This is a genomic window from Actinomadura scrupuli (genome assembly GCF_050971785.1).
GTDB classification, from domain to species: domain Bacteria; phylum Actinomycetota; class Actinomycetes; order Streptosporangiales; family Streptosporangiaceae; genus Actinomadura_E; species Actinomadura_E scrupuli.
On record NZ_JBPCCU010000013.1, the window covers coordinates 65,983 to 91,978 of the forward strand.

Annotated in this window: 24 protein-coding genes and 1 tRNA gene; 13 read left to right on the plus strand and 12 right to left on the minus strand. The window is 73.6% G+C overall.

The window, feature by feature from the left end; all coding sequences use genetic code 11:
• Positions 1-18 precede the first annotated feature (18 nt).
• Positions 19-669 (plus strand): pentapeptide repeat-containing protein, encoded by a 651-nt coding sequence (locus ACRYCC_RS39555; protein WP_433819218.1) that lies wholly within the window; start codon positions 19-21, stop codon positions 667-669.
• 43 nt (positions 670-712) lie between these two features.
• Complete coding sequence (locus tag ACRYCC_RS39560) at positions 713-1,150, plus strand: SRPBCC family protein (RefSeq protein ID WP_433819219.1); 438 nt, start codon at positions 713-715, stop codon at positions 1,148-1,150.
• Positions 1,151-1,214: 64 nt separating this feature from the next.
• Here the strand turns inward: ACRYCC_RS39560 and ACRYCC_RS39565 are convergent, their stop codons facing one another.
• Positions 1,215-2,135 (minus strand): hypothetical protein, encoded by a 921-nt coding sequence (locus ACRYCC_RS39565; protein ID WP_433819220.1) that lies wholly within the window; start codon positions 2,133-2,135, stop codon positions 1,215-1,217.
• Positions 2,136-2,316: 181 nt separating this feature from the next.
• Between ACRYCC_RS39565 and ACRYCC_RS39570 the strand changes: the two genes are divergently transcribed.
• Positions 2,317-3,156: an SGNH/GDSL hydrolase family protein gene (locus ACRYCC_RS39570; RefSeq protein ID WP_433819221.1), complete on the plus strand. Its 840-nt coding sequence runs from the start codon at positions 2,317-2,319 to the stop codon at positions 3,154-3,156.
• Between the two features lie 73 nt (positions 3,157-3,229).
• Here the strand turns inward: ACRYCC_RS39570 and ACRYCC_RS39575 are convergent, their stop codons facing one another.
• Entirely contained in the window at positions 3,230-5,497 is a 2,268-nt protein-coding gene (locus ACRYCC_RS39575; protein WP_433819222.1) for an FdhF/YdeP family oxidoreductase, read from the minus strand.
• Positions 5,498-5,619: 122 nt separating this feature from the next.
• On the opposite strand from ACRYCC_RS39575, the gene mtnA reads away from it, so the two are divergent.
• Entirely contained in the window at positions 5,620-6,678 is a 1,059-nt protein-coding gene (gene mtnA, locus ACRYCC_RS39580) for an S-methyl-5-thioribose-1-phosphate isomerase (protein WP_433819223.1), read from the plus strand.
• A gap of 32 nt (positions 6,679-6,710) precedes the next feature.
• Here mtnA and ACRYCC_RS39585 read toward each other — a convergent pair.
• Both ACRYCC_RS39585 and ACRYCC_RS39590 read right to left on the minus strand, forming a co-directional pair.
• A tRNA-Pro gene (locus tag ACRYCC_RS39585) sits at positions 6,711-6,784 on the minus strand.
• 77 nt (positions 6,785-6,861) lie between these two features.
• Positions 6,862-7,359 (minus strand): DUF4232 domain-containing protein, encoded by a 498-nt coding sequence (locus tag ACRYCC_RS39590; RefSeq protein ID WP_433819224.1) that lies wholly within the window; start codon positions 7,357-7,359, stop codon positions 6,862-6,864.
• Positions 7,360-7,724: 365 nt separating this feature from the next.
• Between ACRYCC_RS39590 and ACRYCC_RS39595 the strand changes: the two genes are divergently transcribed.
• The gene (locus ACRYCC_RS39595) at positions 7,725-9,041 is read left to right on the plus strand and encodes a sensor histidine kinase (RefSeq protein WP_433819225.1); all 1,317 of its coding nucleotides are present in this window, start codon (positions 7,725-7,727) and stop codon (positions 9,039-9,041) included.
• A gap of 66 nt (positions 9,042-9,107) precedes the next feature.
• On the opposite strand, the gene ACRYCC_RS39600 is transcribed toward ACRYCC_RS39595, so the two are convergent.
• The 4 genes from ACRYCC_RS39600 to ACRYCC_RS39615 form a co-directional block, all read right to left on the minus strand.
• Entirely contained in the window at positions 9,108-11,612 is a 2,505-nt protein-coding gene (locus ACRYCC_RS39600; protein WP_433819226.1) for an ABC transporter permease, read from the minus strand.
• Entirely contained in the window at positions 11,612-12,346 is a 735-nt protein-coding gene (locus tag ACRYCC_RS39605; RefSeq protein ID WP_433819227.1) for an ABC transporter ATP-binding protein, read from the minus strand. The genes ACRYCC_RS39600 and ACRYCC_RS39605 overlap by 1 nt, the downstream gene beginning before the upstream one ends.
• A gap of 133 nt (positions 12,347-12,479) precedes the next feature.
• A complete protein-coding gene (locus ACRYCC_RS39610; RefSeq protein WP_433819228.1) occupies positions 12,480-13,145 on the minus strand; it encodes a response regulator in 666 nt (221 codons plus the stop codon).
• Positions 13,142-14,392 (minus strand): sensor histidine kinase, encoded by a 1,251-nt coding sequence (locus ACRYCC_RS39615; RefSeq protein ID WP_433819229.1) that lies wholly within the window; start codon positions 14,390-14,392, stop codon positions 13,142-13,144. The genes ACRYCC_RS39610 and ACRYCC_RS39615 overlap by 4 nt, the downstream gene beginning before the upstream one ends.
• Positions 14,393-14,565: 173 nt before the next feature.
• Here ACRYCC_RS39615 and ACRYCC_RS39620 point away from each other — a divergent pair, with 173 nt between their 5' ends.
• The 5 genes from ACRYCC_RS39620 to ACRYCC_RS39640 all read left to right on the plus strand — a co-directional run bounded on the left by ACRYCC_RS39620 (position 14,566) and on the right by ACRYCC_RS39640 (position 19,743).
• Positions 14,566-14,964, plus strand: coding sequence for a PPOX class F420-dependent oxidoreductase (locus ACRYCC_RS39620; RefSeq protein ID WP_433819230.1), 399 nt, complete (start codon positions 14,566-14,568; stop codon positions 14,962-14,964).
• A gap of 63 nt (positions 14,965-15,027) precedes the next feature.
• The gene (locus tag ACRYCC_RS39625; RefSeq protein ID WP_433819231.1) at positions 15,028-15,840 is read left to right on the plus strand and encodes a hypothetical protein; all 813 of its coding nucleotides are present in this window, start codon (positions 15,028-15,030) and stop codon (positions 15,838-15,840) included.
• The gene (locus tag ACRYCC_RS39630; protein ID WP_433819232.1) at positions 15,831-16,940 is read left to right on the plus strand and encodes a hypothetical protein; all 1,110 of its coding nucleotides are present in this window, start codon (positions 15,831-15,833) and stop codon (positions 16,938-16,940) included. Before ACRYCC_RS39625 ends, ACRYCC_RS39630 begins: the two co-directional genes overlap by 10 nt.
• Positions 16,937-18,427, plus strand: coding sequence for a hypothetical protein (locus tag ACRYCC_RS39635; RefSeq protein WP_433819233.1), 1,491 nt, complete (start codon positions 16,937-16,939; stop codon positions 18,425-18,427). Before ACRYCC_RS39630 ends, ACRYCC_RS39635 begins: the two co-directional genes overlap by 4 nt.
• Positions 18,424-19,743 carry an AAA domain-containing protein gene (locus ACRYCC_RS39640; protein WP_433819234.1) on the plus strand — a complete coding sequence of 440 codons (1,320 nt, stop codon included), beginning with the start codon at positions 18,424-18,426 and terminating at the stop codon, positions 19,741-19,743. Before ACRYCC_RS39635 ends, ACRYCC_RS39640 begins: the two co-directional genes overlap by 4 nt.
• 95 nt (positions 19,744-19,838) lie before the next feature.
• On the opposite strand, the gene ACRYCC_RS39645 is transcribed toward ACRYCC_RS39640, so the two are convergent.
• From ACRYCC_RS39645 to ACRYCC_RS39660, 4 genes are all read right to left on the minus strand, one after another.
• Positions 19,839-20,249, minus strand: a complete 411-nt coding sequence (locus ACRYCC_RS39645) for a VOC family protein (RefSeq protein ID WP_433819235.1) — start codon at positions 20,247-20,249, stop codon at positions 19,839-19,841.
• Positions 20,250-20,330: 81 nt separating this feature from the next.
• Positions 20,331-20,690 carry a helix-turn-helix domain-containing protein gene (locus ACRYCC_RS39650; protein ID WP_433819383.1) on the minus strand — a complete coding sequence of 120 codons (360 nt, stop codon included), beginning with the start codon at positions 20,688-20,690 and terminating at the stop codon, positions 20,331-20,333.
• A gap of 156 nt (positions 20,691-20,846) precedes the next feature.
• Positions 20,847-21,272, minus strand: coding sequence for a MarR family winged helix-turn-helix transcriptional regulator (locus ACRYCC_RS39655; RefSeq protein ID WP_433819236.1), 426 nt, complete (start codon positions 21,270-21,272; stop codon positions 20,847-20,849).
• A 75-nt stretch (positions 21,273-21,347) separates the two neighbouring features.
• The gene (locus ACRYCC_RS39660; RefSeq protein WP_433819237.1) at positions 21,348-22,907 is read right to left on the minus strand and encodes an MFS transporter; all 1,560 of its coding nucleotides are present in this window, start codon (positions 22,905-22,907) and stop codon (positions 21,348-21,350) included.
• A 108-nt stretch (positions 22,908-23,015) separates the two neighbouring features.
• Here ACRYCC_RS39660 and ACRYCC_RS39665 point away from each other — a divergent pair, with 108 nt between their 5' ends.
• The 3 genes from ACRYCC_RS39665 (at position 23,016) to ACRYCC_RS39675 (ending at position 25,994) form a co-directional block, all read left to right on the plus strand.
• A complete protein-coding gene (locus ACRYCC_RS39665; RefSeq protein ID WP_433819238.1) occupies positions 23,016-23,882 on the plus strand; it encodes a MarR family winged helix-turn-helix transcriptional regulator in 867 nt (288 codons plus the stop codon).
• Positions 23,883-23,961: 79 nt separating this feature from the next.
• Positions 23,962-25,497 (plus strand): glycosyltransferase family 39 protein, encoded by a 1,536-nt coding sequence (locus tag ACRYCC_RS39670; RefSeq protein WP_433819239.1) that lies wholly within the window; start codon positions 23,962-23,964, stop codon positions 25,495-25,497.
• Positions 25,498-25,637: 140 nt separating this feature from the next.
• Positions 25,638-25,994, plus strand: a complete 357-nt coding sequence (locus ACRYCC_RS39675) for a DUF427 domain-containing protein (protein ID WP_433819240.1) — start codon at positions 25,638-25,640, stop codon at positions 25,992-25,994.
• The last annotated feature ends 2 nt before the right edge of the window (positions 25,995-25,996 follow it).

The window sequence follows — 25,996 nt, forward strand, 5'->3', positions numbered from 1 at the left end:
ACACGGCATGCTGAGTGCATGGATGCGTACCAGGAACTGTCCGAGCTGCCCTTCGCCACCGCCCTCGTCCCGCACGACGGGAGCTGGTCCCCGGACGAGACCTACGACGGCGTCCATGTCGACGGGGGCACTCTGACGGCCGCGGGCGCGGTGGGCTCGCGCTTCATCGAGTGCGCCTTCACCAGGGTCACGTTCGACGGCGGGAGCTTCCGGCGGTCCCGGCTGAGTGAGGTCTGGTCGCGCGAGGTACGGCTGGTCGCGACCGATCTCGCCGAGTCGGACTGGCTGGACGCCGCGTTCGTGTCCACGGTCGTCGCCGGCGCCCAGGCCTACAACGCCCGCCTGCGGCGGGTCACGTTCCGGGGCTGCAAGATCGACTCGGTCAACTTCCGCAGCGCCGGCCTGATCGACGTGGTCTTCGACGACTGCCTGCTGCGCGACGTCGATTTCAGCGGCGCGAACCTGGAGCGGACCCGCTTCCCCGGCTCCCGGCTGAGCGGCGTCGACTTCACCAAGGCCACCCTGAAGAAGGTCGACCTGCGCGGCGCGCAGCTGGAGATCTCCGGCGGGTACGAGTCCCTGCGGGGGGCCATCATCGACACCACGCAGCTGATCGACCTCGCTCCCACGTTCGCCCAGGTGCTCGGGATCACCGTCAAGGACGTTTGATAGCTTCCGGAGAAGATCGGATCACGTTCGAGGAGGTCGTCGCATGGCCATGCTGACGGAGAGCACGCTGGTGGACGCCCCCGCGGAGGCCGTATGGGCGCTCATCCGCGACTTCAACGGGCTGTCGGCCTGGGCGACCTCGATGCCGCCCAGCGTCATCGAGGACGGCAAGGCGGCCGACCAGGTGGGCTGCGTGCGCCGGCTGGAGGCCAACGGCACCCTGCTCGCCCGTGAGCGGCTGCTCGCCCTCGACGACGTGTCGCTCACCCAGAAGTACGCCATCCTCGAATCGGCGCTGGGTGTGAACGACTACGTCGGGACGCTGCACGTAACCCCGGTGACCGACGGGGACCGCTCGGTGGTCGAGTGGTCGGGCAGCTTCCGCGCGGACGCCGCCGAGGCGGACAAGACCATCGCCGTGCTGCGCGACCAGATCTACCGGCCGGGGCTCGCCGCCCTGAAGGAGCGGTTCAGCGGCTGACGCCTTCGTACCGGGCCGGGGCGCGCCCCTCCGCGAGGCGGGTCCGCTCCGGCGCTGCAGGCCGTCACCAGATGGGCTCGGTGGGGATGTCGAGGTCACCGGGCAGCAGGTCCTCGCAGTGCGAGCGGATCCGGCGCAGCAGCCGGCGCTGCGCCCGCGACGCGGTGGGCTCGTCGGGTAGGTCACGCAGGTAGGGCAGGTCCCGCGCGGTGACGCGGCCGTGCACGAGAAGCCGCCAGACGTCGCCGTACCTGCCGTACCCGACGAGCGCCCTGACCTGGAGGGACTCGACGGTGCCGGAACCTGCCCGGACCGCCTCGGCGAGTTCCTGCCCCTCCCGCCGCCGGGCCAGAAAGCGGGCGAGCTCGGCGATGGCGGGGTCGCGGGCGTCCGCGTGGGCGCGCAGCCGCTCCAGCGCCGCCGGGTGCCGGTTGCCGGCCAGCCGGTTGAGGGCGTCCCGGGTCAGGTCGCGGTCGCCGACCCTGCGGTCCAGCTCGGCCACCGCCCAGACCGCGCGGACCGCGCCGAGCAGCCCGGTCACCGCCAGCCGTACGGCCCGGTCCCGGCGCACCGGAAGGTCGGCGACCAGCCGGCGCACCTCGTCCTCGGTCACCAGGTCGGCGACGTACAGGCGCTCGATGCCCTCCAGCACGGCGGCCACGACGGGGCCCGGCTCGGCGGGGTCGACGGCGATCGGGCGGAGCACCGGCCAGGAGGCGGCCTCGCACAGCGCCCGCAGTCCGCGGGCGGCGTCAGTCCTGGTGCCGGCCGTCTCGGGCCGGCCGGCGACCAGGGTGTGCAGCGCGGCCAGCACGTCGTCCCGGCGGATCGCGGCGAGCGCGTGCAGCAGGTCGTCGTCGGCCCGGGGACCGCGGAGCGCGTCCTGGAGCTCGGCCGGGGACGCGGCCAGGACGGCGTCATGCCAGGCCCACTCGGTCAGCGTGCCTGCCGAGCGGTCCCGCCACAGATCCGCGAGCGCGTCCATGATGCCTGTGAGCGTAACGATCCGGGACGAACAGCAATAGCCGTTCCGCCCGGTCGGCTCCACCGCCGTTGGACGACGCTTGGGTTGCGATTCGGTAGCGGGGATTCCACCGGCGCACGCGCGCGGTCATACTTCGGACCGTTCCATCGCGTCCCACCCCCCACCCCGCAGAGGAGAGGGAATGCTCCTGCGCCGATTCCTGATGACCGCCCTCACCGCGCTGGGACTGCTGGCGGCGGGGCAGCCCGCCGTCTCGGCGGCGACCCCGCACTACTACGTCTCGCTCGGCGACTCGCTGTCGCAGGGCTACCAGCCCGGCCTGGGCGACACGAACGAGGGCTACCCCGACCAGCTGTTCGCGACGCTCAAGGCCGGGGACCCGGCGCTGGAGCTGGTCAAACTGGGCTGCAGCGGCGAGACGAGCACCTCGATGATGAAGGGCGGCCGGTGCACCTACGACGGGGCCTCCTCGCAGCTGGCCGCCGCCGAGACGTTCCTGCGCGCCCACCGCGGCCAGGTGCGCTACCTGACGATCGACATCGGCGCCAACGACGTCCAGCGCTGCCTGGTGGGAGGCGCCATCAACGCCTCCTGCATCCTGGAGGGCGCCGGCGCCATCACCACCAACCTGCCGCAGATCACCGCGCGGCTCCGGCTGGCGGCCGGGACGGGCGTCGGCTTCGCGGCGATGAACTACTACGACCCGTTCCTGGCGTCCTGGCTCAAAGGCACCGACGGGCACACCCTGGCCGTGGAGTCGGCGCTGCTGACCAACGTGATCAACTCCCTGGAGGCCTCGGTCTACCTGGTCGCGGGGTTCCGGGTGGCCGACGTCTCGGCGGCGTTCGCGACCAACGACTTCGCCACCCAGGCCACCCTGCCGTCCGTGGGGCAGGTGCCCCTCAACGTGGCCCGGATCTGCACCTGGACCTACATGTGCGCCAAGGGCGACATCCACGCCAACCCGACCGGCTACCAGCGGATCGCCGCCACCTTCGCCACCACCCTGGCGCGCCGCTGAGCGCTCCTCGCCGGCCGGTGGTGCGCCGTCACCGGCCGGCGGCGGCCTCCGGGCCGGCGGCGGTGGCCGCCGGTCAGGCGGGGTCGAGCCGGACGACGATCGACTTCGAGGTCGGGGTGTTGCTCACGTCCGCCGTGCTGTCCAGCGGCACGAGCACGTTGGTCTCGGGGAAGTACGCCGCGGCACAGCCCCGGGCGGTGGGGTAGGCCACCACCCGGAACCCCGGGGCGCGGCGCTCGGTCCCGTCGTGCCACTCGCTGACCAGGTCCACCATCGCGCCGTCGGCCAGGCCCAGTGCCACCAGGTCGTCGGCGTGCACGAACACCACCCGCCGGCCCTGCCGGATGCCGCGGTAGCGGTCGTCCAGGCCGTAGATCGTGGTGTTGTACTGGTCGTGGCTGCGGACGGTCTGCAGCAGCAGCCGCCCCGGCGGGACGCGGAGGACCCGCAGCTCGTTCACGGTGAGCCCGGCCTTGCCGGAGACCGTCGGGAAGCGCCGCTCGTCCCGTGGCGCGTGCGGGAGCGTGAACCCGCCGGGCGTACGGAGGCGCGCGTTGAAGTCGGCGAACCCGGGGACCACCCGGGAGATGTGATCCCGGACGACGTCGTAGTCGCGTTCCATGGCGGCCCAGTCGATGGCGCCGTCGCCCAGGGTGGCGCGGGCCAGCCGGCAGACGATCGACACCTCCGACAGCAGCCGGCCGGAGGCCGGGGCGAGCCGTCCGCGTGAGGCGTGCACCATGCCCATCGAGTCCTCCACCGACACCACCTGCGGGCCGGTCTCCTGCACGTCCCGCTCCGTGCGGCCCAGGGTGGGCAGGATCAGCGCCTGCTCCCCGGTGACCGCGTGGGAGCGGTTGAGCTTGGTGGAGACGTGGGCGGTGAGCCGGCAGGACCGCATCGCCGCCTCGGTGACGGCGGAGTCCGGGGTGGCCCGGACGAAGTTGCCCCCCATGCCGAGGAAGACCTTCACCTCGCCGTCGCGCATGGCCTGGATCGCCCGGACCGTGTCGAGCCCGTGCGCGCGCGGCGGCTCGAACCCGAACTCGGCGCCCAGCGCGTCGAGGAAGGCCGCGGCGGGCCTCTCGTAGATGCCCATCGTGCGGTCGCCCTGCACGTTGGAGTGACCGCGCACCGGGCACACGCCCGCTCCGGGGCGGCCGATGTTGCCGCGCAGCAGCAGGAAGTTCACGATCTCGCGGATGGTCGGCACGGAGTTCTTGTGCTGGGTCAGCCCCATCGCCCAGCAGACAATGATCTTGTCGGCGCGCAGCACCTCGCGCAGGGCCGACTCGATCTGCTCGCGGGTCAGGCCGGTCGCCTCCAGCACCTGCTCCCAGTCCAGGGCGCGCAGGTGCCGCTCGAGGTCCTCGAACCCGGCGGTGTGCTCCTGGACGAACGCCCGGTCGATCTCGTCCTTCTCCAGCAGCAGCCGGTTGAGCGCCTGGAACAGCGCCAGATCGCCGTTCAGCCTGATCTGCAGGAACAGGTCGGCCAGCACCGTGCCGGCGCCCACCACCCCGGACGGCCGCTGCGGGTTCTTGAACCGCATCAGCCCGGCCTCGGGCAGCGGGTTGACGGCCACGATGCGGGCGCCCTCGTCCTTGGCGCGTTCCAGCGCCGACAGCATCCGGGGATGGTTGGTCCCGGGATTCTGCCCCACCACGAAGATCAGGTCGGCCTGGTAGAGGTCCTCGAGCAGCACCGAGCCCTTGCCCACGCCGAGCGTCTCGGTGAGCGCCGAGCCGGACGACTCATGGCACATGTTCGAGCAGTCCGGCAGGTTGTTGGTGCCCAGGGCCCGGACGAACAGCTGGTAGGCGAACGCCGCCTCGTTGCTGGTCCGGCCCGAGGTGTAGAAGACGGCCTCGTCCGGGGTGGCCAGGCCCCGCAGTTCACCGGCGAGCAGAGCGAACGCCTCCGGCCAGCTCACCGGCTCGTAGTGGTCGCGGCCCTTCCGCTTGATCATCGGCTCGGTCAGCCGGCCCTGCTGGCCCAGCCAGTGGTCGGAGCGCTCCGCCAGCTCCGACACCGGGTGCTCCGCGAAGAAGTCCCGGGTGATCCGGCGCGTGGTGGCCTCCTCGGCCACCGCCTTGGCGCCGTTCTCGCAGAACTCCGCGAGATGGCGCTTGCCGCCCTCGGGCCACGCGCAGCCGGGGCAGTCGAAGCCGTTCTTCTGGTTGATCCGCACCAGCGTCAGGGCCGTGCGCCCGGCCCCCATCTGGTCCCACGCCTGCTTCAGGGCCGCGGTGACCCCGGGAATGCCCGCTGCGGTGTCCTTCGGCGGCGTCACCGCCAGCGCGCCGTCGTCGACGTCGTCGATCGGAGGCTTACGGCTCATCGTGTCCATCTCATGCGCAAAGAGGTTGTTAACGGCGAGTCTATGCTCGTTTGTCGCCCGGCTCCGGGGTCGCCGACACCCTCGTCTACCGGGGACGGCCCCCGCGCTGGGAGAGTGGGGCCATGGCCGAGGAACTGCGCGCCCTCTCGTGGACGGGCGAGGCGCTGCGACTGATCGATCAGACGTCCCTGCCGGGGAGACTCGCCCATCTGGAGGTGCGGGACGTGGACGGCCTCGTGGGCGCCGTCCAGCGGCTGGCCGTGCGCGGCGCCCCGGTGCTCGGCGGGGTGGGGGCCTACGGGGTGGCGATCGCCCTCCTGCAGGGCGCCCGGGAGGGATGGGACCCGGTCGCCCTCGACGCCGCGATCGGCCGGATCCGCGAGGCCCGGCCGACCGCCGTCAACCTGGCCTTCGGCGTGGACCGGGTGCGCCCGCTGATCGCCGCGGGGGTGGACGCGGTCGTCGCCGAGGCCGGCGCCCTGGTGGCGGAGGACGTCGCCGCCTGTCACGCCATCGGCGTCCATGGGGCCGGCTGGATCCTGGCGCGCACCGCCCGGCGGCCGCTGCGCGTGCTCACCCACTGCAACGCCGGCTCGCTGGCGACCTGCGGACGGGGCACGGCGCTGGGCGTGATCCGCGAACTCCACGCGCTCGGCGCGCTGGAGATGGTCTACGCCGACGAGACCCGGCCGCTGCTGCAGGGCTCCCGGCTCACCGCCGTCGAACTCGCCGGGGACGGCATCGCCTACCGCCTCCAGGCGGACGCGGCGGCCGCGGGCACGATCCTGCGCGGGCTCGCCGATGTGGCGATCATCGGCGCGGACCGCATCGCCGCCAACGGCGACACCGCCAACAAGGTGGGTTCCCTGGGGGTGGCGCTGGCCTGCGCAGACGCCGGCATCCCGTTCGTCGTCGCCGCGCCGTGGAGCACCGTCGACCTGGCCACCCAGACCGGGGACGACATCCGGATCGAGGAACGCGACGAGGCGGAGATCCTGTCGTTCGCCGGGGTACGGGTCGCCCCGGACGGCGCGCGCGCCTTCAACCCGGCCTTCGACGTCACTCCGGCCCGGCTGATCACCGCGCTGGCCACCGAGACCGGGGTGCTGGAGCCCGCCGCGGGCCGGACGCCGGACCGGGGCCTGGCAGAGGCCGGAAAAGCCGGAAGGCCGAGCTCTTGATCTCCAAGAACTCGGCCTATCCGGACTCACCGTCGGGATGACAGGATTTGAACCTGCGACCCTCACACCCCCAGCGTGATGCGCTACCAAGCTGCGCTACATCCCGAACCGCCCTTGCGGACGTGGATAATCCTAGCGCAATCCGGTGCGGTCTCGCGCACCATAAACCCCCGCCGGGCCGGATCAGCCGGGTGCGGGACCTGCCGTCAGCGCGGTGATCGAGACCTTGCCGGCGTCACAGACCTCACCCAGCGCCCACGGCAGGGTCAGGTGGGACCGCTCGTCGGGCGGCGTCACCCACACCTGGCGCGGCGCCGGGCGGCAGGGGCCGTGCTCGGGCTCGCCCCGCCCGGCCACCACCGACCAGTGCAGGCGGGTGTGGGCGCTCCCGCCCGGCCGCAGCGTCACCGAGACCGGTGACGGCGGGGCCAGCCGCACCACCTGGGCCGGCAGCGGCCCGCCTTCCGGGCCGATCAGGCCCAGCCCCACATATCCGTACACCCGGCAGGGCACGCGCGACCGGTTGGTCAGCGTGAGGAAGGCGTACCGGTTGCCGGCCGCGGGACCGGCGGCACGCAGCGCGGCGCCCAGCATCGCGGTGGTGCACCGCCCGGTCCCGGTGGAGCCCTCGGGGGAGGCCGGGGGCGCGAGGGCACCCGGCCGCCCGGACGGCGACGCCACGGCGGCGGGCGTTCCGGAAGGCGAGGGTGCGGCGGCGGAGGCGGGGGTCTGCGGCGGGGTGGGCGTGCTCCCGCCCGGCCGTCCGCATGTTCCGCACCCGTCGCCTCCTTGGCCGGCGCGCACGCCGGGAGAGCCGGACCGCATTTGTCAGCACTGTTCCCCCGGGCAGAGATCCGACACACCTGACGGCCCCCGCCGTGACCTGATCGATGCCGGTAAAGGATTCGGGGATCGCGGGATCTTTGCCGGACGTTGGGGGTGGCCTTGACCTGACCCGGCCCATGCTTGAAGAGGTGATCACCTCACCTTGGGGAGTGCGGGTGTTCAGACGGGGCCGATCGTCTCTGCGAGCACGAATCACACTAGTGGCCAGCGCCGTGGCGACGCTGATCTGTGTCGCCGTCAGCGTGCTCGTGATCCTCGCCATGCGCGGCAGGGAGGCCGCCTATGCCCGGGAGCGGGCCTCCGAGTCCTCCGAGCACGTGACGAGCCTGATCAAACGCGGTTCGCTCCCGGCGATCCTGCCCCGTGACGGCAGGGAGGTGATCCAGGTCCTGGACTCGCGCGGGAGAGTGCTGGCGGCGACCCCCACGATCGCCGGCAAGCCGCCGATGGCGGCGTTCCAGCCGGCCTCGGACGAGGTGCGCACCGACCGGAAGCTGTGCCCTCCCGCGGGGCTGAAGGGCTGCATGACGGTCGTCGCGTTCAAGGTCTACCAGCCCGGCGGGGACTGGGTGGTCTACAACGCCACCCCCGTGGTGCCCTGGTACGTCAACTCCTCGATGGTGGGCTTCCTGAGCGCCATCGGCCTGCTGATGATCGTGATGATGGCCGCCTTCACCTCCCGGGCGGTCGCCAAAACGCTCGCGCCGGTGGACGCCATCAGGACGGAGCTCGCGGTGATCACCGCCACCGACCTCGACCGGCGGGTGCCGGTGCCCAAGAACCAGGACGAGATCAAACTGCTGGCCGAGACGGTCAACGACACCCTGGACCGGCTGGAGTCGGCCTACGAGCAGCTGCGGCACTTCACCTCCGACGCCTCACACGACCTGCGCAGCCCGATCACCGCCATGCGGACCCAGCTGGAGGAGGCGCTGATGTACCCGGCGGAGACCGACTGGCCGCGGATGACCGAGGCGGTGCTCTGCGGGGTCGAGCGGCTGCAGGCGCTGGTGACCGACCTGCTGGCGATCGCCCGCCTGGACGCCGGCGCACCCCTCACCCGTGAGCCGACGGACCTCGCCCAGCTGGTCGGCAGTGAGCTGGATCGCCGCCCCTGCGGAGGGGTCAAGGTCGTCAGGGAGCTGCGGAAGGGCGTGTTCACCCGGTGCGACCGGCTGCGGCTCGCGCGTCTGCTGACCAACCTGCTGGACAACGCCGAGCGGCACGCCGTCTCCCAGATCGAGGTGATCGTCAGACCGCAGGAGTCCATGGCGACCGTGGAAGTGATCGACGACGGAGCCGGGATCGCCCCCGAGCTGCGCGAAGTGGTCTTCAAGCGCTTCACCCGGCTGGACGCCTCGCGCAGCCGGGACGCCGGGGGGACCGGGCTGGGACTGGCGATCGCGCGGCAGATCGCCGAGGCGCACGACGGCACCCTGACCCTCGAGGAGAGCAGCCGGGGAGCCCGCTTCGTCCTGCGCCTGCCGAAGTCCGCCACCGGGCCGATGATCTTCTGAGCCAGACGCCCCCACCGGACAGGGACCTGGGGCACCGTGCGCCCGCACGGTGCCCCAGGTGACCGTTCACGCCGCGGAGATCGCCTCGATGACGCGCAGGCGGGCCGCCCGGCGGGCCGGGCGGATGGCCGCCAACTCCCCGGCCAGCGCGCCGACAGCCGTGATGACCACGATCTGTACGACGGGTGCCGCGAAGCTCTGGGCTCCCGCGGCGACCAGGGCCCAGCCGAGGAACAGCCCAAGCCCGAGCCCTCCGGCCGTGCCGAACAGGGCGACGATCAGCGACTCCCAGCGGACCATCGACCGGATCTGGCCGCGGGTGGCGCCCACCGCGCGGAGCAGCCCGATCTCCCGGGTACGCTCGTGCACCGCGAGTGACAGCGTGTTGGCGATGCCCATCAGGGCGATGAGGATCGCCAGCGCGAGCATGACGTAGACGACGGCCAGCAGGTTGTCGAGCGGGGCGGTCTGCGCGTCGGTGTACTCGGCGCGGGTCTGCACGGCCGGGCTGCCGTACGATCGCGCCACCGCGGCCACCGCCGCCTTCCCGGTGGCCGCCGCGACCCCCGGCCGGAGATCCACGAAGAGCACCGAGTCGAGTCCCTGCGGATCGTGCTGCGCCCAGGCGGCGCGGGGCATCAGGTAGGACCCCACCGCGTCGAGCGGCGCGTAGACGGCGCCAACCGTGAAGGTCTGTGCGGATCCGTCCGCGAACCGGACCCGCAGCGGGGCTCCGACGGGCTTTCCGGCCGACGACGACACCGCGATCCGGTCCGGGCCGAGGCCGGTCAGCGAACCGGAGCGCACCGTGAGCCGCACGATGCCGGCGAGCCGGGCGGGATCGGCTACCCGCACCGTCCGGTCGGAGCCGTCGATCTCGGCCTCACCCGAGCCCATCCCGGCGGCCCCGGCGACCCCGGGCAGCGCGGCTACCCCGGTGGCGAGCCCGGGACCGAACCCTGCGGCGCCGTAGCCGCCCGCGCTGACCACCAGGTCACCGCCGAACGACCGGGCGACCTCGTCGCCCATCGTGGCCTTGAGCGAGGCGGCGAAGACGGTGAACAGCGTCACCACCCCCACCCCGATCATCAGGGCGGTGGCGGCGCCCGCCGTCCGGCGGGGGCTTCTCATGGCGTTCTGCCGGGCCAGTCCCCCGGCGGCACCGCGCAGCCGTACGGCGGGAACGCCCGCCAGCGCGGCCACGGGACGGGCCGCCACCGGGCCGAGCACCACCATGGCGACCAGGGCGATGACGGCGCCGAGACCGGCGACCGGCAGCGTCCCGGTGAGGGCGGACCAGAGCAGCAGGCCCGTGCCGAGCGCCGCGAGCACGCTTCCGGTGATCAGCCGGGACGGTGGCGTCCCGGCATGTTCGACGGCGACCTCCCGGAGCGCCGCCAGCGGCGGTACCCGGGAGGCCCGCAGCGCGGGGGCCAGGCAGGCGGCGAGGGTGACGAACACTCCGACCGGCACCGCGATGAGCACGGGTGTCACCGAGAACACCACCCCGGTGGCCTTCAGGCCGAACCCGAAACCGGCGAAGAGCGCCTTGAGCAGTGCGGCGCACCCGAATCCGCCGACCGCGCCCGCCAAGGAGGCGGTGAGCCCGATGGCGAGTGCCTCCACCACGACCGACAGCAGGATCTGCCGCCGGGACGCGCCGAGGGCGCGCAGCAGCGCGGCGTCGCGGGTGCGCTGCGCGACCACGATCGAGAACGTGTTGTGGATGCTGAAGCCGCCGACCAGGAGAGCCACCCCGGCGAACACCATGAGGAACGCCCGGACGAAGCCCAGGAAGGAGGAGGTGATGCCGGCCATGCTCTCGTCGGCCAGGCGCTCACCGGTGATGGCCTCGACGCCCTGGGGCAGCAGCGGCCGGATCCGGTCCGCAAGAGCGTCCTGGCTCACGCCCGGCGCGGACCTGACCGCGACGCTGGTGATCCGGCCGGGGCTCTGGGCGACATGGCGGCGGGCGTCCTCGAGGGTGAAGGCGGTGAAGGAGGTGCCGCCGAAGGCGTCCTCGGTGCCGAACCGCGCGATGCCCACGATCGTCACCGGAACCCGCTGCGGGGTGAGCACGGCGGTATGGTCCTCGAGCCGCAGATGACCGTCCCGGGCCACCTTCCGGTCGATCACCACCTCCCCGGCGGCGCGGGGTGCGCGGCCCTCCGCGATCGTGTACGGGTTGAGCGCCGGGTCGCTGATCCAGTTCCCGGCCGTCCGCGGGCCGAGGACGTCGATCAGTTTGCCGCCACGATCCAGCAGCTGGCCGGACCCCTGGATCACCGGCTCGGCCGCGGCCACCCCGTCCACCCGTCGCACCCGGTCGGCGACCGAGCCGTCGATCATGCCCCGGATCCGTCCGGGCGCGTCGCTGACGCTGGTCGCATTGCGCACGGACACGTCCGTGCCCGCGTAGGCCTGGGTGAGGAAGCCCTTGATGCCCGACTGCAGGGTGTCCCCGAGCACCAGCGTGCCGGCGAGGAACGCCACGCCGAGGAAGACGGCGAGGAACGAGCCGGCCAGCCGCCGTTTGCGGGCCATCAGTTCCTTCAGGGTGAGCTTGATCATCACGACTCCCCGAAGGCCTTCATCCGGTCGAGCACCTTCTGCGGGGTCGGCCCCTCCATGAGGTCGACGACCTGGCCGTCGCCGAGGAAGACCACGGCGTCGGAGTAACCGGCGGCACCCGGATCATGGGTGACCATGACGACGGTCTGGCCGAGCCCGGAGACGGCCTCCCGGAGGAATTCCAGGATCTCCTCCCCGGACCGGGAGTCGAGGTTGCCGGTGGGCTCGTCGGCGAAGATCACCTTTGGCCGGCTCGCGAGGGCCCTGGCGATGGCGACCCGCTGCTGCTGGCCGCCGGACAGTTCGGAGGGGCGGTGCGAGAGCCGGTCGCCCAGGCCGACGGTGTCGACCACCGCGGTGATCCACTCCGGAGCGGGCCGCTCACCGGCGAGCGTCATCGGCAGGGTGATGTTCTCCAGCGCGCTGAGGGTGGGCAGCAGGTTGAACGACTGGAAGACGAAACCGACCCGCTCGCGGCGCAGCACGGTCAGTTGCCGGTCGGTGAGCGAGCCGAGCTCGACGTCGTCGATGAAGACCTGGCCGGAGGTGAGGTCGTCCAGGCCGGCGACGCAGTGCATCAGCGTGGACTTTCCCGCCCCAGACGGGCCCATGATGGCGGTGAATCGCTCGGCCGGCAGATCGACGCTGACGTCGTCCAGTGCCCGTACGGCGGTGTCGCCGGAGCCGTAGACCTTGGTGGCCCGTACCGTCCGGGCGACCGTGGTGGGTTTCATGTTCTCTCCGTTCCTTGGGTCCCCACAACGGTGACCGCCGGGTACCGGCGCCGTCGTCGGGCGGGGAGAGGCATCACGGCTACGTCGAGCGCGGCATGATCGTTTTTTTGGGGTACGCCCCGGGGCGTAGCGCTCAGGCCAGCCAGCCTGGCTTGACCAGACCCGACTCGTAGGCGAACACGACGAGCTGGGCGCGGTCGCGAGCACCGAGCTTGACCATGGTGCGGCTGACGTGGGTCTTGGCGGTGGCCGGGCTGACCACCAGCCGGGCGGCGATCTCCTCGTTGGACAGCCCCTCGCCGACGAGCGCCATGACCTCGCGTTCACGGTCGGTGAGCACGTTGAGGCGCAGCGACGAGCGCGGCTCCTTGGCGCGGCTGGCGAACTCGGCGATCAGCCTGCGGGTCACGCCCGGCGACAGCAGGGCGTCCCCGGCGGAGACCGCCCGGACGGCCCGGATCAGCTCGACCGGCTCGGTGTCCTTGACCAGGAAGCCGCAGGCCCCGCCGCGCAGCGCCTCGAAGACGTACTCGTCCAGCTCGAACGTGGTGAGCATGACGATCCGGATGCCCTCCAGCGCCTCCAGGGCGGCGATCTGCCGGGTCGCCGCCAGCCCGTCGAGGACGGGCATCCGGATGTCCATGAGCACGACGTCCGGGCACAGCCGCCGCACCAGCGCGACGGCCTCGAGACCGTTTCCGGCCTCGCCGACCACCTCGATGTCGTCCTGTGCGTCGAGCAGGGCCCGGAACCCGGCCCGGACCAGCACCTGATCGTCGGCGAGCACGACGCGGATCACCCGGTACCTCCCTCGTCGACCGGCAGCCGGGCGTGCACCCGGAAGCCGCCACCGGGTCCCGGGCCCGCCACGAACTGCCCGTGCAGGGCCGCCGCGCGGTCGCGCATGCCGGGGATGCCGCTGCCCCCCGGGTCCTCTCCCAGCAGGGTCGTACCCCGGCCGTCGTCGTCGACGCGGACGCTCACGTCGTGCTCGCCGTAGCCGATCCGGATCCGCACGGTGACGGCGCCGCCCCCGTCGCCGGGACGGGCGTGCCGGGTCACGTTGGTCAGCGACTCCTGCACGATGCGGAAGGCTGCGAGATCGACCCCGGCGGGCAGCGGCCGGCGTTCCCCCTCGATCTCCAAGTGCACGCGCAGTCCCGCGGTGCGCGCCTGGTCGGCGAGGTCCTCCAGCCGTCCCAGTCCGGCCGTCGGGCTCCGTGGCGCCTCATCCCCGGCCTGGCGGAGCACCCCGATCACCGACCGCATCTCGGTGAGCGCCTCCTTGCTGGCCTCCTTGATCGCGGCCAGCGCGGTCCGCGCGGTCGCGGTCGCGTCCGGCCCGGGCTGCTGGTCCATCAGGTGCAGCGCGACCCCCGCCTGCACGTTGATCATCGAGATGTTGTGCGCGAGTACGTCGTGCAGCTCGCGGGCCATGCGCAGCCGCTCCTCGCTGGCCCGCCGGCGGTGCTCCTCGGCGAGGGTGCGCCGGACCTCCGCCGCCTTCTCCGACCGGAACCGTACGATCTCGGCCGCGGTGAGCACCACCAGCGCCCAGGCGGTCAGGCCGACCACGGCTCCCAGGGACGGCCGCTCGAGGTGGAGCAGCCCGTCCGGGCCCGGAGCCTTTCCGGGCGCCGCCCCCGCCATGCCGGCCACGGCCAGGTAGCCGCCGATCGCGCCGATCGCGGTCGCCCAGGTCGCCTTGCGGTGCCCGGCGGTCACCGCCGCCACCAGGGCGACCACCACGGCCAGGAAGGACGGGCCGAGGACGTACCCGCGCAGGTAGTACGTGAGGGTGACGAGCGCGACCACGAGCAGCGTCGGCACCGGGTGCCGCCGCCGGCCCAGCAGCGCGACCGCGCTCGCGGTCAGCAGCGCGTAGCCGAACTCGTCCAGCGGGGTGTGCGCGTGGCCGTACCGGCCGCCCTGGTCGGCCCCGGTCGATCCCATGACCTGCAGGACCAGCACCACCAGCGGCACGAGCCACACCGGCAGGGCGGCCACCCGGGACCAGCGGGGTGGGGTCTGGTCGCCGGTCGTCACGTACTCACGGTAGGGCAGCGACCCGGGCCCGTCATCGGCGCGGGGGAGGCGCCGCCCGTACTCCCCCGGTGGTACGGCGGGGTTCGTTGATCGTCACCGGCCGGCGGGGACTAACGTCGGGTTCGGCCCCGCGGCGACCTGCGGGGCGACGAGCCGAGATGTGGGAGACGCTCATGGCCACGCTGACCGAAGAGGTGAAGGCGCTGTTCGAGCAGCCCTTCCACGCCTGGGTGACGACCGTCAGGCCCGACGGGAGCCTGCACAGCACGGTCGTCTGGGTCGACGTCGACGGGAACGAGATCCTTTTCAACACGGCCATCGGCCGGGCCAAGGAACGGCACCTCCGGCACGACCCCCGGGTGTCGATCAGCGTCCTGGACCCCGCGAACCCCTATCGCCTGGCGAGCGTGTCGGGCACCGCCCGGCTGGACACCGAGGGCGCGGACGAGGTCATCGACCGGCTGGCCGGGAAGTACCTCGGCGTGGACGAGTACCCGGGCCGGACGGCGGCCGAGCAGCGCGTCAACGTCCGGGTCGAGCCGCAGGGCGTCATCTACAACCCCGGCGGCTGACCGCACGGCGCGGCACGCTGGAAATGACTGGAAGACGCTGGAATTTGATCTATCGTATCCGGCGTGCACGAGACCCCCGAGGCCCTGGAGGAGCGCATCGCCGGGCTGCGCCAGGACGTACGGCGTGCGGCGGCCGGCGGTGACCGGCCGCGCGCCCGGGCCCTGCGCGCCGAGCTGAAGGAGCTCGAGGCCGCATGGGAGCGGTCGGTCCTCGGGGACGGCGAGGCCCGCGACGCCCGCGACCGGCGGCCGGACGGGCCGATGGTGCCGCTGCGGGAGCAGGTCCATCACGCCCTGACCCTGCTCGGCGCCCCGGCGGCGCCCAAGCTGGTCCTGCGGGTGCACGAGGCGTTCCTGCCCGGTGAGATCGTGGCCGCGCGGCTGACCAGCCTGCGCCGGGACGAGGAACGCTCGTTCCGCGCGGCCCCGTACGCGCGGCCGTACTACCTGTGCGCGGCGCTCACCGCGGACCTGCTCGCCCCGGCCCGGGGTCTGCTGGCGGTGAGCACCTGGCCGCTGCGGCGCCGGGTCGTCGGCCCGCTCAGCGCCCGCACCGACTTCCTCACCGCGGCGATCCGGATCGCCGAGCACACGCTCCGCGTCCCGGACGGCGATGCCGCCCGGCGGCTGCTGTGGCGGTTCGCGGCGAGCATCCCCGGTGCCGGCACGGGCACCGGGCCGCGCCCCGAGCAGATCATCGAGGCGGCCCGCGCGGAGCTGGAGGTGCACGCCGAGGCCGACCGGGAACAGCGGCTGCGGGCGGCGGACCGGGCCCTGGCCCGGCTCGACGACGCCGGGCGGCTGTTCGGCGCCCGGCCGCGCGACGTCCCTGCCGTGAGCCGGCCGGCGACCCGACCGGAGACGACATGCCCGTGACCGACCTGCCCGATCCTGGGACGCGGCTCGCCCGGTTGCGCGGCGGCGCTCCGCCGCGCGCCCACGACGCCCGGACCATCGCGGCCTTCACCAGCAATCCCGGCTGCGTGCGCCGCGGCCTGATGGACGCCGCCGGGGTCGACAAGACGGAGGTGGCCACCCGGCTGGGGTTCGCGCCGCGGTTCGGCCAGTCGCAGTTCGCCCTCACCCGCGGGAACGTCTTCGAGTCCCAGGTGAAGGCCGACGGCTGCGCGGAACTGCTCACGCTGCTGCGCGACCGGCTGGGCCTGCCCGTTCCCGAGGTGGCCTACGACGATCTGGGCGCGGTGGGCGCCGACGAGGGCAACGAGGTCCGGCACGCCAGGACCCGCCGCCTGCTGCTGCGGGCGGCCACCGCGAACGGCGGCACCCTGTTCGACCATCCGCTGCTGCGCCTGGACATCGCCGGGCAGCCCGCCTATCTCGAACCGGACGTCATCGCCTTCCAGCTGGCCGGCCGTTTCCACGTCATCGAGATCAAGTCGTTCGCGGTGATCGACGGGCAGGCGGATCCGGAGCAGGTGGCGGCCGCGGCCCGGCAGTCCGCGGTGTACGTCCTGGCGCTGCGCGAACTGCTCGGCGAGCTGGGCCTGGACCCCGGCCTGGTCGGCCACGACGTCATCCTGGTGTGCCCGGAGAACTTCTCCAACCGGCCGACCGCCACGTTCGTGGACGTGCGCAGGCAGCTCGCGGTGCTGCGCCGCCAGCTGGAGCGGGTGACCCGGGCCGAGGACGTGCTCGCGGAGCTGCCCGCCGGGCTCGGCTTCGGCGCCGGCCCGGGGCTGGACTCCGCCGTGCGGTCGGTCGAGGCCCGCTACTCCCCCGACTGCATGTCGGCGTGCGAACTGGCGCTGTTCTGCCGGGACGAGGCGCGGGCCTGCGGGTCGACCGACGCCCTCGGCCGGGCCGTCCGCGACGAGCTCGGCGGCATCGGCACGATCGGCACGGCGCTGGCGCTCGCCGACGGCTCGCTGCAGCCGGCCGCGGACCAGGCCGAGGGCGCCGCGTGGCTGCGCACCGCCGCCCGGCTGCGCCGCGAGGCGCTGGGGCCCGGCGCGTGAGCACCCTGACCGCGCTGGCCAGGATCGAGGCGGCCCGCGCCGGCCGCGCCCAGCCGCTGGCGACCGTACGGCACTGCCACCTTGCCGGGCGGCCCCTCGTGGTGATCCCGCTGCGGCTGGCCGGGGAGGCCGCCGCGCCGCTGGCCGTGATGGCCGGGACCGGTCCCGGCGACGCGACGCTGCTGGTGGTGCCGCAACCCCGGAACCGCAACCTGAGGTTCGCGTTCGCCGCCGAGCTGGCGGAGGTCGTCCTGTCCTACGTCGCGTCGTGCCGGACCGCGACCGAGGTCGTGACCGACCGGGCCGGGACCCCGCGGGAGCGGTACGCCGACGCGCCGCAGCTGCTGGTGCCCAACCCGGGAGCCGTCGCCTTCCTGCGGCTGCTGGGCCGGTCGACCCGGTTCCGCCGCACCGACGGGCCCTATCCGGTGGACGCCTCGGTACCGCTGCTGGGCCGCTGGCTGACCTGGTTCGCCGACCGGGCCGAGCGTCCCGGCACGTCCACCCTGCTGGCGATGACCGAGGTGCTCGCCCTGCACTGGGCGACCGGCCAGAGCTCCCTGGAGGACGGCGACCTCGCCGCCCTGCTCGGCTGGATCGACCCGCCCCCGGGGCTGACCGGCGCGCAGGCGGCGCTGCGCGCCGAGGACCCGGTGGACTTCCCGCCCGCCGGGCCCACCACCCATCCGGGGTTCGACAACGAGGTGCTCGCACCCGCGCTGGCCGCCTACGACGCCGCCGCCCCTCCGCCGTCCGGCGGGACCGCCCGCACCGCGGCCGAGCAGCGGATCCGGGACGTGATCGCCGGGCAGCTGGAGCCGACCTGGCGGCTGATGTGGCGGGCGGCCGACCTGCTGCGCGCCCTGCCCGAGGCCGCGAGCGTGCCCGGCCGGCTGCGCCAGGACCGCGAGTCGTTCACCCGCTTCACCGCGTCCCTGCCCGAGGGTCTCCCGCAGGCCCGCCGGGACGGCGCCGTCGCCGCCGCCGTACGGCTGGACCGGATGGAGCGGGCCCGGGCCGAGTACGACGCGCAGCGCGCCTTCGACGACCCCCTGGTGATGGCCGAGTTCCGGCTGACCGGCGAGGCGTTCGGCGGGGTGGTGGTCGAGTGCGACCCGGCCCGGCTGGACGAGTCCGGCCCCCGGGCGCGGCCGCGGCCGCTGGTACGGGTCCGTACCGAGGATCCGGTCCGCCTCTCCCCCGGCCGGACCGTCCACAACGCGGCCCGCCCGGCGCAGGAGGCACGGATCCTGGAGCTGGCCGGGGACACGGTGCTGCTGGAGCTGTGCAGCGGGATGGGCGGGGCGAAGACCCCCCGGCCCGGCTCGGTGCCGGAGACCGGCGACCACGTCTGCTTCTCGGCCTTCGGCGGCAGGGGCTTCGGGGCCACCTCGTTCCCGGAGCGCGAGGACACCCCCTGGACGCACGGCGGCCCGCCACGCGAGTACGTGCCCAATGACGACGACGCACAGGAGGAGTGGTCATGACCGGCCCCGGCGCCGCGGCGGACCGGGTCGTCTCCGCGGTCCTCGCCGACCTGGACCGGCCCGGCCATCCCGGGATCGTCGTGGACTCCCCGCCCGGCGCCGGCAAGTCCACCCTCGTGGTCCGGGCGGCGCTGCACCTGGCCGCGCGGGGCGTGCCGCTGATGATCGTGGCGCAGACCAACGAACAGGTCGACGACCTCATCGACCGGCTCGCCGCCAAGGACCCGGAGCTTTCGATCGGCCGGCTCTCGGCGGGCGGCTACCGGCCCTCCGAGCGGATCGCCGCGCACCCCGGCGTGCTGGTCGCGCAGAAGGCCGGCGCGCTGTCGGACCGCGCGGTGGTGGTGGGGACCTCGGCCAAGTGGGCGACGCTGACCGAGGGCCGCCGGCCGTGGGCGATCCTCGACGAGGCGTACCAGATGCGCTCGGATATGCTGCTGCGGATCGCGCCGCGGTTCGAGCGGGCGCTGTTCGTCGGCGACCCCGGGCAGCTCGACCCGTTCTCCACCGTGGAGGCCGGGCGCTGGAGCGGGCTGTCGTGGGACCCGATGCAGAGCGCGGTGTCGGTGCTGCTCGCCCACAACCCGGACCTGCCCGTGCACCGGCTGCCGGTGTCGTGGCGGCTGCCCGCGTCGGCCGCGCCGCTGGTCGCCGAGGCGTTCTATCCGTTCACCGGCTTCACCTCCGGTACGGCCGCCGGCGACCGCACCCTGGAGTTCTCCACCCGCGGGATGGCCGGTGCCTACGACCGGGCGATCGACGAGGCGGCCCGGACCGGCTGGGCGCTGTTCGAGCTGCCGCACCGGCATGCGGTCCGTACCGACGCCGAGGCGGTGCGGGCCATCGCGACGCTGGCGCTACGGCTCCTGCAGCGCGGCGGCGTCACCCGGTCCGAGCTCGGCGAGGCGCCGCTGGACGCCTCCCGGATCGCCGTCGGGGCCGCCCACCGCGACCAGGTCGCCGCGATCCGGGCCGCGCTGGCCGGCGAGGAGCTCGCGGCCGGCATCACCGTGGACACCGCCAACCGGCTCCAGGGCCGGGAGTTCGACGTGACACTGGTGCTGCATCCGCTGTCGGGACGGCGCGACGCCACCGCCTTCCACCTGGAGACCGGCCGGCTGTGCGTGCTGGCCTCCCGGCACCGGCACGCCTGCATCGTGGTGGCCCGCGCCGGGATCCCGGAGCTGCTGGACGCCCACCCCTCCGCGGAGCCGGTCCACCTGGGGGTGCCGGTCACCTTCCCGGACGGCTGGGAGGCCAACCAGGCCGTGCTGGCCCATCTGGCCCCGCACCGCGTCACGGCCGATCCGGTCTAGGCGATCGGCCGCGACGAGCGGGGCCCAGGTCTTTCACGGGACCGTCACCGTCGCCCCGATCCGGCTCTGGGCCCGCTCGTCACCGCGGCCGGTCCTCACGCCTTCGGCTGGGTGAAGCGGATGTGGTTGCCGAAGGGGTCGCGGAGGCCGCAGTCGATTCCGTACGGGCGGTCGGTAGGTTCCTCTGTGAACTCGACGCCCCGGCCCAGCAGCGTCTCGTAGGTCTTGCGGCAGTCGTCCGTGCTGAAGATGAGCTGGCCGCCCATGACGCCCTTGGTCACCAGCTCGCGGACCTGCTCCGCCGTCTCCTCGGACATCGCCGGAGCGCCCGGCCGCTCCAGCAGGATCTGCCGCTCCGGGTGGCCGGGGACGCTGACGGTCAGCCAGCGCATGAAGCCGAGGTCGACGTCGGCGTTGACCTCCAGGCCGAGCTTGCCGACGTAGAAGTCGAGGGCCTTGTCCTGGTCGAGGACGTATATCTGTGAGTGCGTGATGCCGTTGAACATGTCCATCACGCTACCGGGCGAGCCGGGCGAGAACTTATCCGAAACTGCTCAGCCGGCGGACGGCACGGCCGGCGCGGACGGTCAGGCGGTCGGCCGCGTCCACGCCATGGTGAAGCACGTCGGCACGCCCATGGCCGCCGTCTCCTTGCGGTACGTCCTCGGTGACCGGCCGACGATGTCGCGGAACGTGCGGCTGAAGGTGCCCGGGCTGCCGAAGCCGACCTGGAAGCAGATGTCGGTCACACTCCGGTCGGTCTCCCGCAGCAGGAACATCGCGCGCTCGACGCGGCGGCGCTGCAGGTAGCGGTGCGGCGTCTCGCCGAACGTGGCCCGGAAGGTACGCGTGAAGTGCGCCTCCGACACATGGGCGATCCGGGCCAGGGCCGGGACGTCCAGCGGCTGCGCGTAGCCGCGGTCCATCGCGTCCCGGGCCCGCAGCATGCGGCGGTTGGACTCCTCTGCGGCGCGGCTCACGGGACCATCACACCACGGCGCCCCGCCCCCTCCCGGCGCAGGGTGGCGCACCACGGCGGCCCGCGCCCGGCGGTGTCCGGACGGCCGCGGGCCGGTCGCGGGCGCGCCTCCCGGCGTGCCGTGTCAGAGCTCGGTGCGGAGGCGGTGGGCCCGCTCGGTGACCTGGGCCAGCACCCGGCGGGTCACCGCGAGGTCGCCGGCGTCCAGGTCGCCGTACATCCGCGCGGTGACCCCGGCCACCGCGTCGCGCAGCCGGGCGAACAGGGCCTGCCCGTCCGCGGTCAGGGCGAAGCCCTCCTGGACCAGGCCCCGGGCCGTGAGCCGGTCGAGCAGCGCGGCCACCGCGGGCTCCCCGGCGCTGAGCTTCCCGGCGAGGTCGGGCAGCAGGGCCGCGGGCGGGATGACCGGCCCCTCCAGGGCGAGGGTGCGCAGGGCGACCCATTCGTCGAAGGTGGTGCCGGTCCGGTCGAGGAGGATGTCGAGCAGCTTCCGGGTGGCGTTGGCGGCCAGTCCGATGTCCTGTCCCGTCAGCGGGGGTGCCTGGGTCATCGTCGCGCTCCTTGCGAGGTCGTACGGATCGAGCGGGTCTGTGGGGACCACCGGCCGGGGTCACCGGGGCGGGGGCTAGCGGGCGGGCGCGGCGGCGGCGTCGTCCTCGGCCGGGACCGGGCCTGCGGGCGGCCCGTCCGTCGTGACGAAGTCCCGCGTGCGGATGAGCAGGACGCTGGTGACGGCGGCGGTCAGTGCGATCACCGCGCCGACGAGCAGGATGTGGTTGAGCCCGTCGACGAAGCCGGTCCGGGCCGCCGCGGCCACCAGCCGCTGGGCGGCCGGCGGGGCGCCGTCCGGAGCGCCTGAGCCCTGGGTCCCGCCCAGCCCGGACGCGATCTGGTGGGCCTGGGCGCCGAGCGACGTGCCGGCGAGCTCGTGCGCGGCCGTGCCGCGGAGCCGGGCGGTGAACAGCGAGCCGAGGGTGGCGATGCCCGTCGCGATGCCGACCTGGCGCAGGGTCGAGTTGATGCCGGAGGCCATGCCCGCGCGGGCCGGCTCGACCACGCCGACCGCGGTCGAGGCGAGCGGCACGTTGACCAGGCCGGCGCCGACGCCGGCCAGCAGCAGCCCGGGCACCAGGTGCGTCCAGTCCGAGGTGACGCTCAGGCCGCGCATGGCGAGCAGCCCTGCGCCGATCAGCGCGAACCCGGAGCCGATCATCCAGCCGACCGGGACCAGGGTCGTCAGCCGGCCCGCCACTCCCGCGGTGACGAAGATCGCGCCGGTGAGGACCAGGAAGCGCACGCCGGTGGCGACCGCGGAGAGGCCGAGCAGGTTCTGCAGGTAGAGCACCAGGTAGGTGAGCAGGGAGAACAGCGACGCCGAGATCGCGAAGGCGGCGATGAGGCCGCCGGTGAACGCCGGCTTGCGGAACAGTGAGAGGTCCAGCATCGGCCGGGCCTGGACCAGCTCGATGATCAGGAAGGCCACCAGGAGCGCCCCCGCGGCCGCCAGGCCGACCACGACCTTGGTCTCCAGCCACCCGTCACCGCTGCCGATCAGCCCGTACACCAGCAGGCCCAGCGCCGCGCTGAAGGTGGCGAACCCGAGCCAGTCGGGCCGGGCGGCGTCGGGGTCGCGCGACTCGGCCACCCGGGTGAGCGTGACGGCGAGGGCGGCGATCCCGACCGGGACGTTGACGAAGAAGATCCAGCGCCAGCCGAGGCCACTGGTGAGGACGCCGCCGAGGACCGGCCCGACCGCGACCGCGACGCCGGTGATCGCGCCGAACACGCCGAACGCGATGCCCCGGTCCCGGCCGCGGAAGGCGTCGCTGAGCAGGGCGAGGGAGGTGGCGAACATGACGGCGCCGCCGATCCCCTGGCCCGCGCGGGCGAGGCTGAGGAAGAGCGGGCCGGTGGCCAGGCCGCACAGCAGCGAGCCCGCCGTGAAGACGACCGTCCCGGCGGCGAACAGGGCACGCCTGCCCCACAGGTCCGCGAGCGAGCCGGCGGTCAGCAGCGCGGCGGCGAGGGTGAGCGCGTAGGCGTCGATGACCCATTGCAGGTCGGACAGCGAGGCGTGGAACCGCTGCTGGATGTCGGGGAGCGCGACGTTCACGATCGTGACGTCGAGCAGGAGCATGAACACACCGACGCAGACCGCGGTCAGTGTCCACCATTTCCGTGCCATGAGAGCAGGTGTCCCTTCGGGGGGATCAGGAGTACGACCACCGTAACGTCAACAACCTTAATCGTCAACATGCTTAATCATCTATCACCTTTGGTAGTCTGACCTGCGATGACCGATCACGAGACCGTCCTCGAACCCGCGCTCACCGGATACACCGGGTACCTGCTGTTCCGCGCTTTCCTCCGGGCGGAGGCCTGCGGCCTCGCCGCCATGCCGGCCGGCCGGCACCCCCGCGACCTGGCGATCCTCAGCGCGCTGGTGGAGAGCGGTCCCGTCTCGCAGGCACGCCTCGGCGAGCTGCTCAAGATCAACCGCACGATCATGGTGAAGCTGGTGGACGGGCTGGAGCAGGCGGGACTGGTCCGCCGGGAGCGCGACCCGGCCGACCGCCGCTGCTACGCGCTGGCCCTCACCGCCGAGGGCAGGGCGGCACGGGACGCCATGCACCGCGCCGCGGCCGGCGGCGAGGATGCGCTCACCGCCGGGCTCACCCCCGCCGAGCACCGCCGCCTGAACGAGTTGCTCAGGCCGCTCGTTCCCGACCTCACCGGGGCGCTGCCCGAGTCGATCACGAGCCGCAGCGGCTTCCTGATCGCCCGCTCACACGTGGCCCTGCGCCAGAGGGCGGCCCACGCGCTGCGGGCCCTGGGCATCGAGCCCCGCCATTTCGGCACGCTCACCGCCCTCGCCGCCGCCGAGCCCTGCTCCCAGCAGCGCCTCGCCGCCCGGCTGGGCGTGAGCGGCCCGGCCATCGTGCAGACCGTCGACGACCTGCACACCGCCGGGCTGATCGTCCGCGACCGCAATCCGGCGGACCGCCGGGAGCACGTCCTGCGCCTCACCGCGTCCGGCCGGGCCCATCTCGACCGGGCGCGGGACACCCTCGACGGGATCCAGCGGGAGGTCGCCGCACTGCTCGGCCCCTCCGCCGCCGGGGAGCTGAACGCGCTGCTGATCAAGCTCGTCACCCCATGACCGGGACCGCTGACGATCACGGCACCGAACGCGGCGGAAGATCGTGACTTAGGACACATCGGCGTCATAGGGTGCACGCATGCCCGCTCCCGCGTCCGCGGCGCCCGGCCCCGCCGGGGTGACCGCACGCCCGGCGGCGGCCGCGATCGCCTGGCGGCCGGTGCTGCTGATGGCCGGGGCACTGGGCCTGGTGCTGGTGGCCGTCGGCGCCCGGTACGGGTACCACCGCGACGAGCTGTACTTCCGGGTCGCGGGCAGGCACCTGGACTGGGGCTACCCCGACCAGCCGCCGCTGCTTCCGCTGATCACCCGCGCCCTGACGGCGCTGTGGGACTCGCTGGTCATGCTGCGGCTCCTGGCGGCCCTCACGGCCGCCGCGGGAGTGGTGGTCGCCGCGCTGACGGCGCGGGAGATGGGCGGCGGCCGCCGCGCCCAGCTGCTCACCGCCGGGGCGTACGCGGTCTGCCCGTTCGTGGTCGCCAGTGGTCACGCGCTCTACACCGCGACGCTCGACATGCTGGTCTCCACCGCGCTCGTGTGGCTGGTGGTCCGCTGGGTGCGCACCCGCGACCAGCGGCTGCTGCTCGCCGTGGGCGCCGTGACGGCCGTGGCGCTCAACATCAAGTACCTGGTCGTCTTCCTGGTCGCCGCGCTCGTCGCGGGCCTGCTGATCCGCGGGCCCCGCGAGTTCCTGCGCCGTCCGATGCTGGCGGCCGGGGCGGCGGTCGCGGTGGCCGCGCTGCTCCCCGGGCTGCTCTGGCAGGCCGGCCACGGATGGCCGCAGCTGGACATGGCCGGTGAGATCGCCGACGAGGGCGATTTCGGCGGGCGTCCCGGCTTCCTGCCGTTCCAGGTGCTCCTCACCGGAGTGCTGCTGTCCTGGCTGTGGCTCTACGGCCTGTGGCGGCTGTTCCGCTCCGGCGAGCTCGCGCCCTACCGATTCCTCGGCCACGGGTACCTGCTGCTGACCGTGGTCTTCCTCGTCACCGCGGGCAAGCCGTACTACCTGGCGGGACTCTGGGCGGCACTGTGGGCGGCGGGAGCCGTCGAGGTCGAGCGGCGGGGCGCCCCGCGCGGCTGGGGTTGGGCGGTCTCGGTCCCGGCGTACGTCATCACCGGCGTCACCTCGGTCCTGCTCACCCTGCCCGTCTACCCGGTCGGCGCGCTGGCCGACACCCCGCAGCCGGCCATCAACCCGGACACGGCCGAGACCGTCGGCTGGCCCGGGTTCGCCGCCGAGGTGGCCCGGGTCTATCACGCGCTGCCGGCGGGAGACCGCCCCCGGACGACCGTCGTGACCATGAACTACGGCGAGGCGGGGGCACTCGACCGCTACGGGCCGGCGCTCGGCCTGCCCCGCGCCTACAGCGGCCACAACGGGTTCTGGTACTTCGGGCGGCCGCCGGACACCGGCGGTCCCACGATCGTCGTGGGACCGGAGGGCGCCGAGGGCGCGGCCTCCCTGCGGCGTTACTGGACCGACGTGACCGCCGCGGGCCGCATCGACAACGGCGTCGGCCTCGACAACGAGGAACAGGGCAAGCCGGTGTGGGTCTGCCGCGGGCAGCGGGACCGCTGGCCGGTGCTGTGGCCGGAGTTCAGGCGTCTGGGCTGAGCCCGCCCGGGCCGCCAGGGCCCGCCCCGCCGGGCGGACGAGCGGGCCGGCGAGGGCTGGAAGATCCCGGGCCCGATCCGTGTTCGACCAGACGAGGGCCCACCGGGGGCCCGTCGGTGCCGATCGATTGGGGAGAGCCGATGAAGGGTCACGTCGTTGAGACGGTGGAAGGCGACCAGCACGTCCGGGTCGAGGTCGGCGGCCAGGTGGTGGCCGAGAGCCGGCGGCCGATCGTGCTGACCGAGACCAACCTTCCCGTGCGCTACTACCTCCCCCCGGAGGATGTGAACTTCGAGCTGCTCGAAGCCACCGACACCCACACCCGGTGCCCGTTCAAGGGCGTCGCCTCGTACTGGTCGTTCCGCGAGGGCGGGGTCATGCCGGACTTCGCGTGGGCGTACCCGGACCCGATCCCCGCGGTGGCTCCGATCAAGGACTACGTGTCGTTCTACGGCGACGACGTCACCATCGTGGTCGACGGGGTCAAGCAGCCCTGACC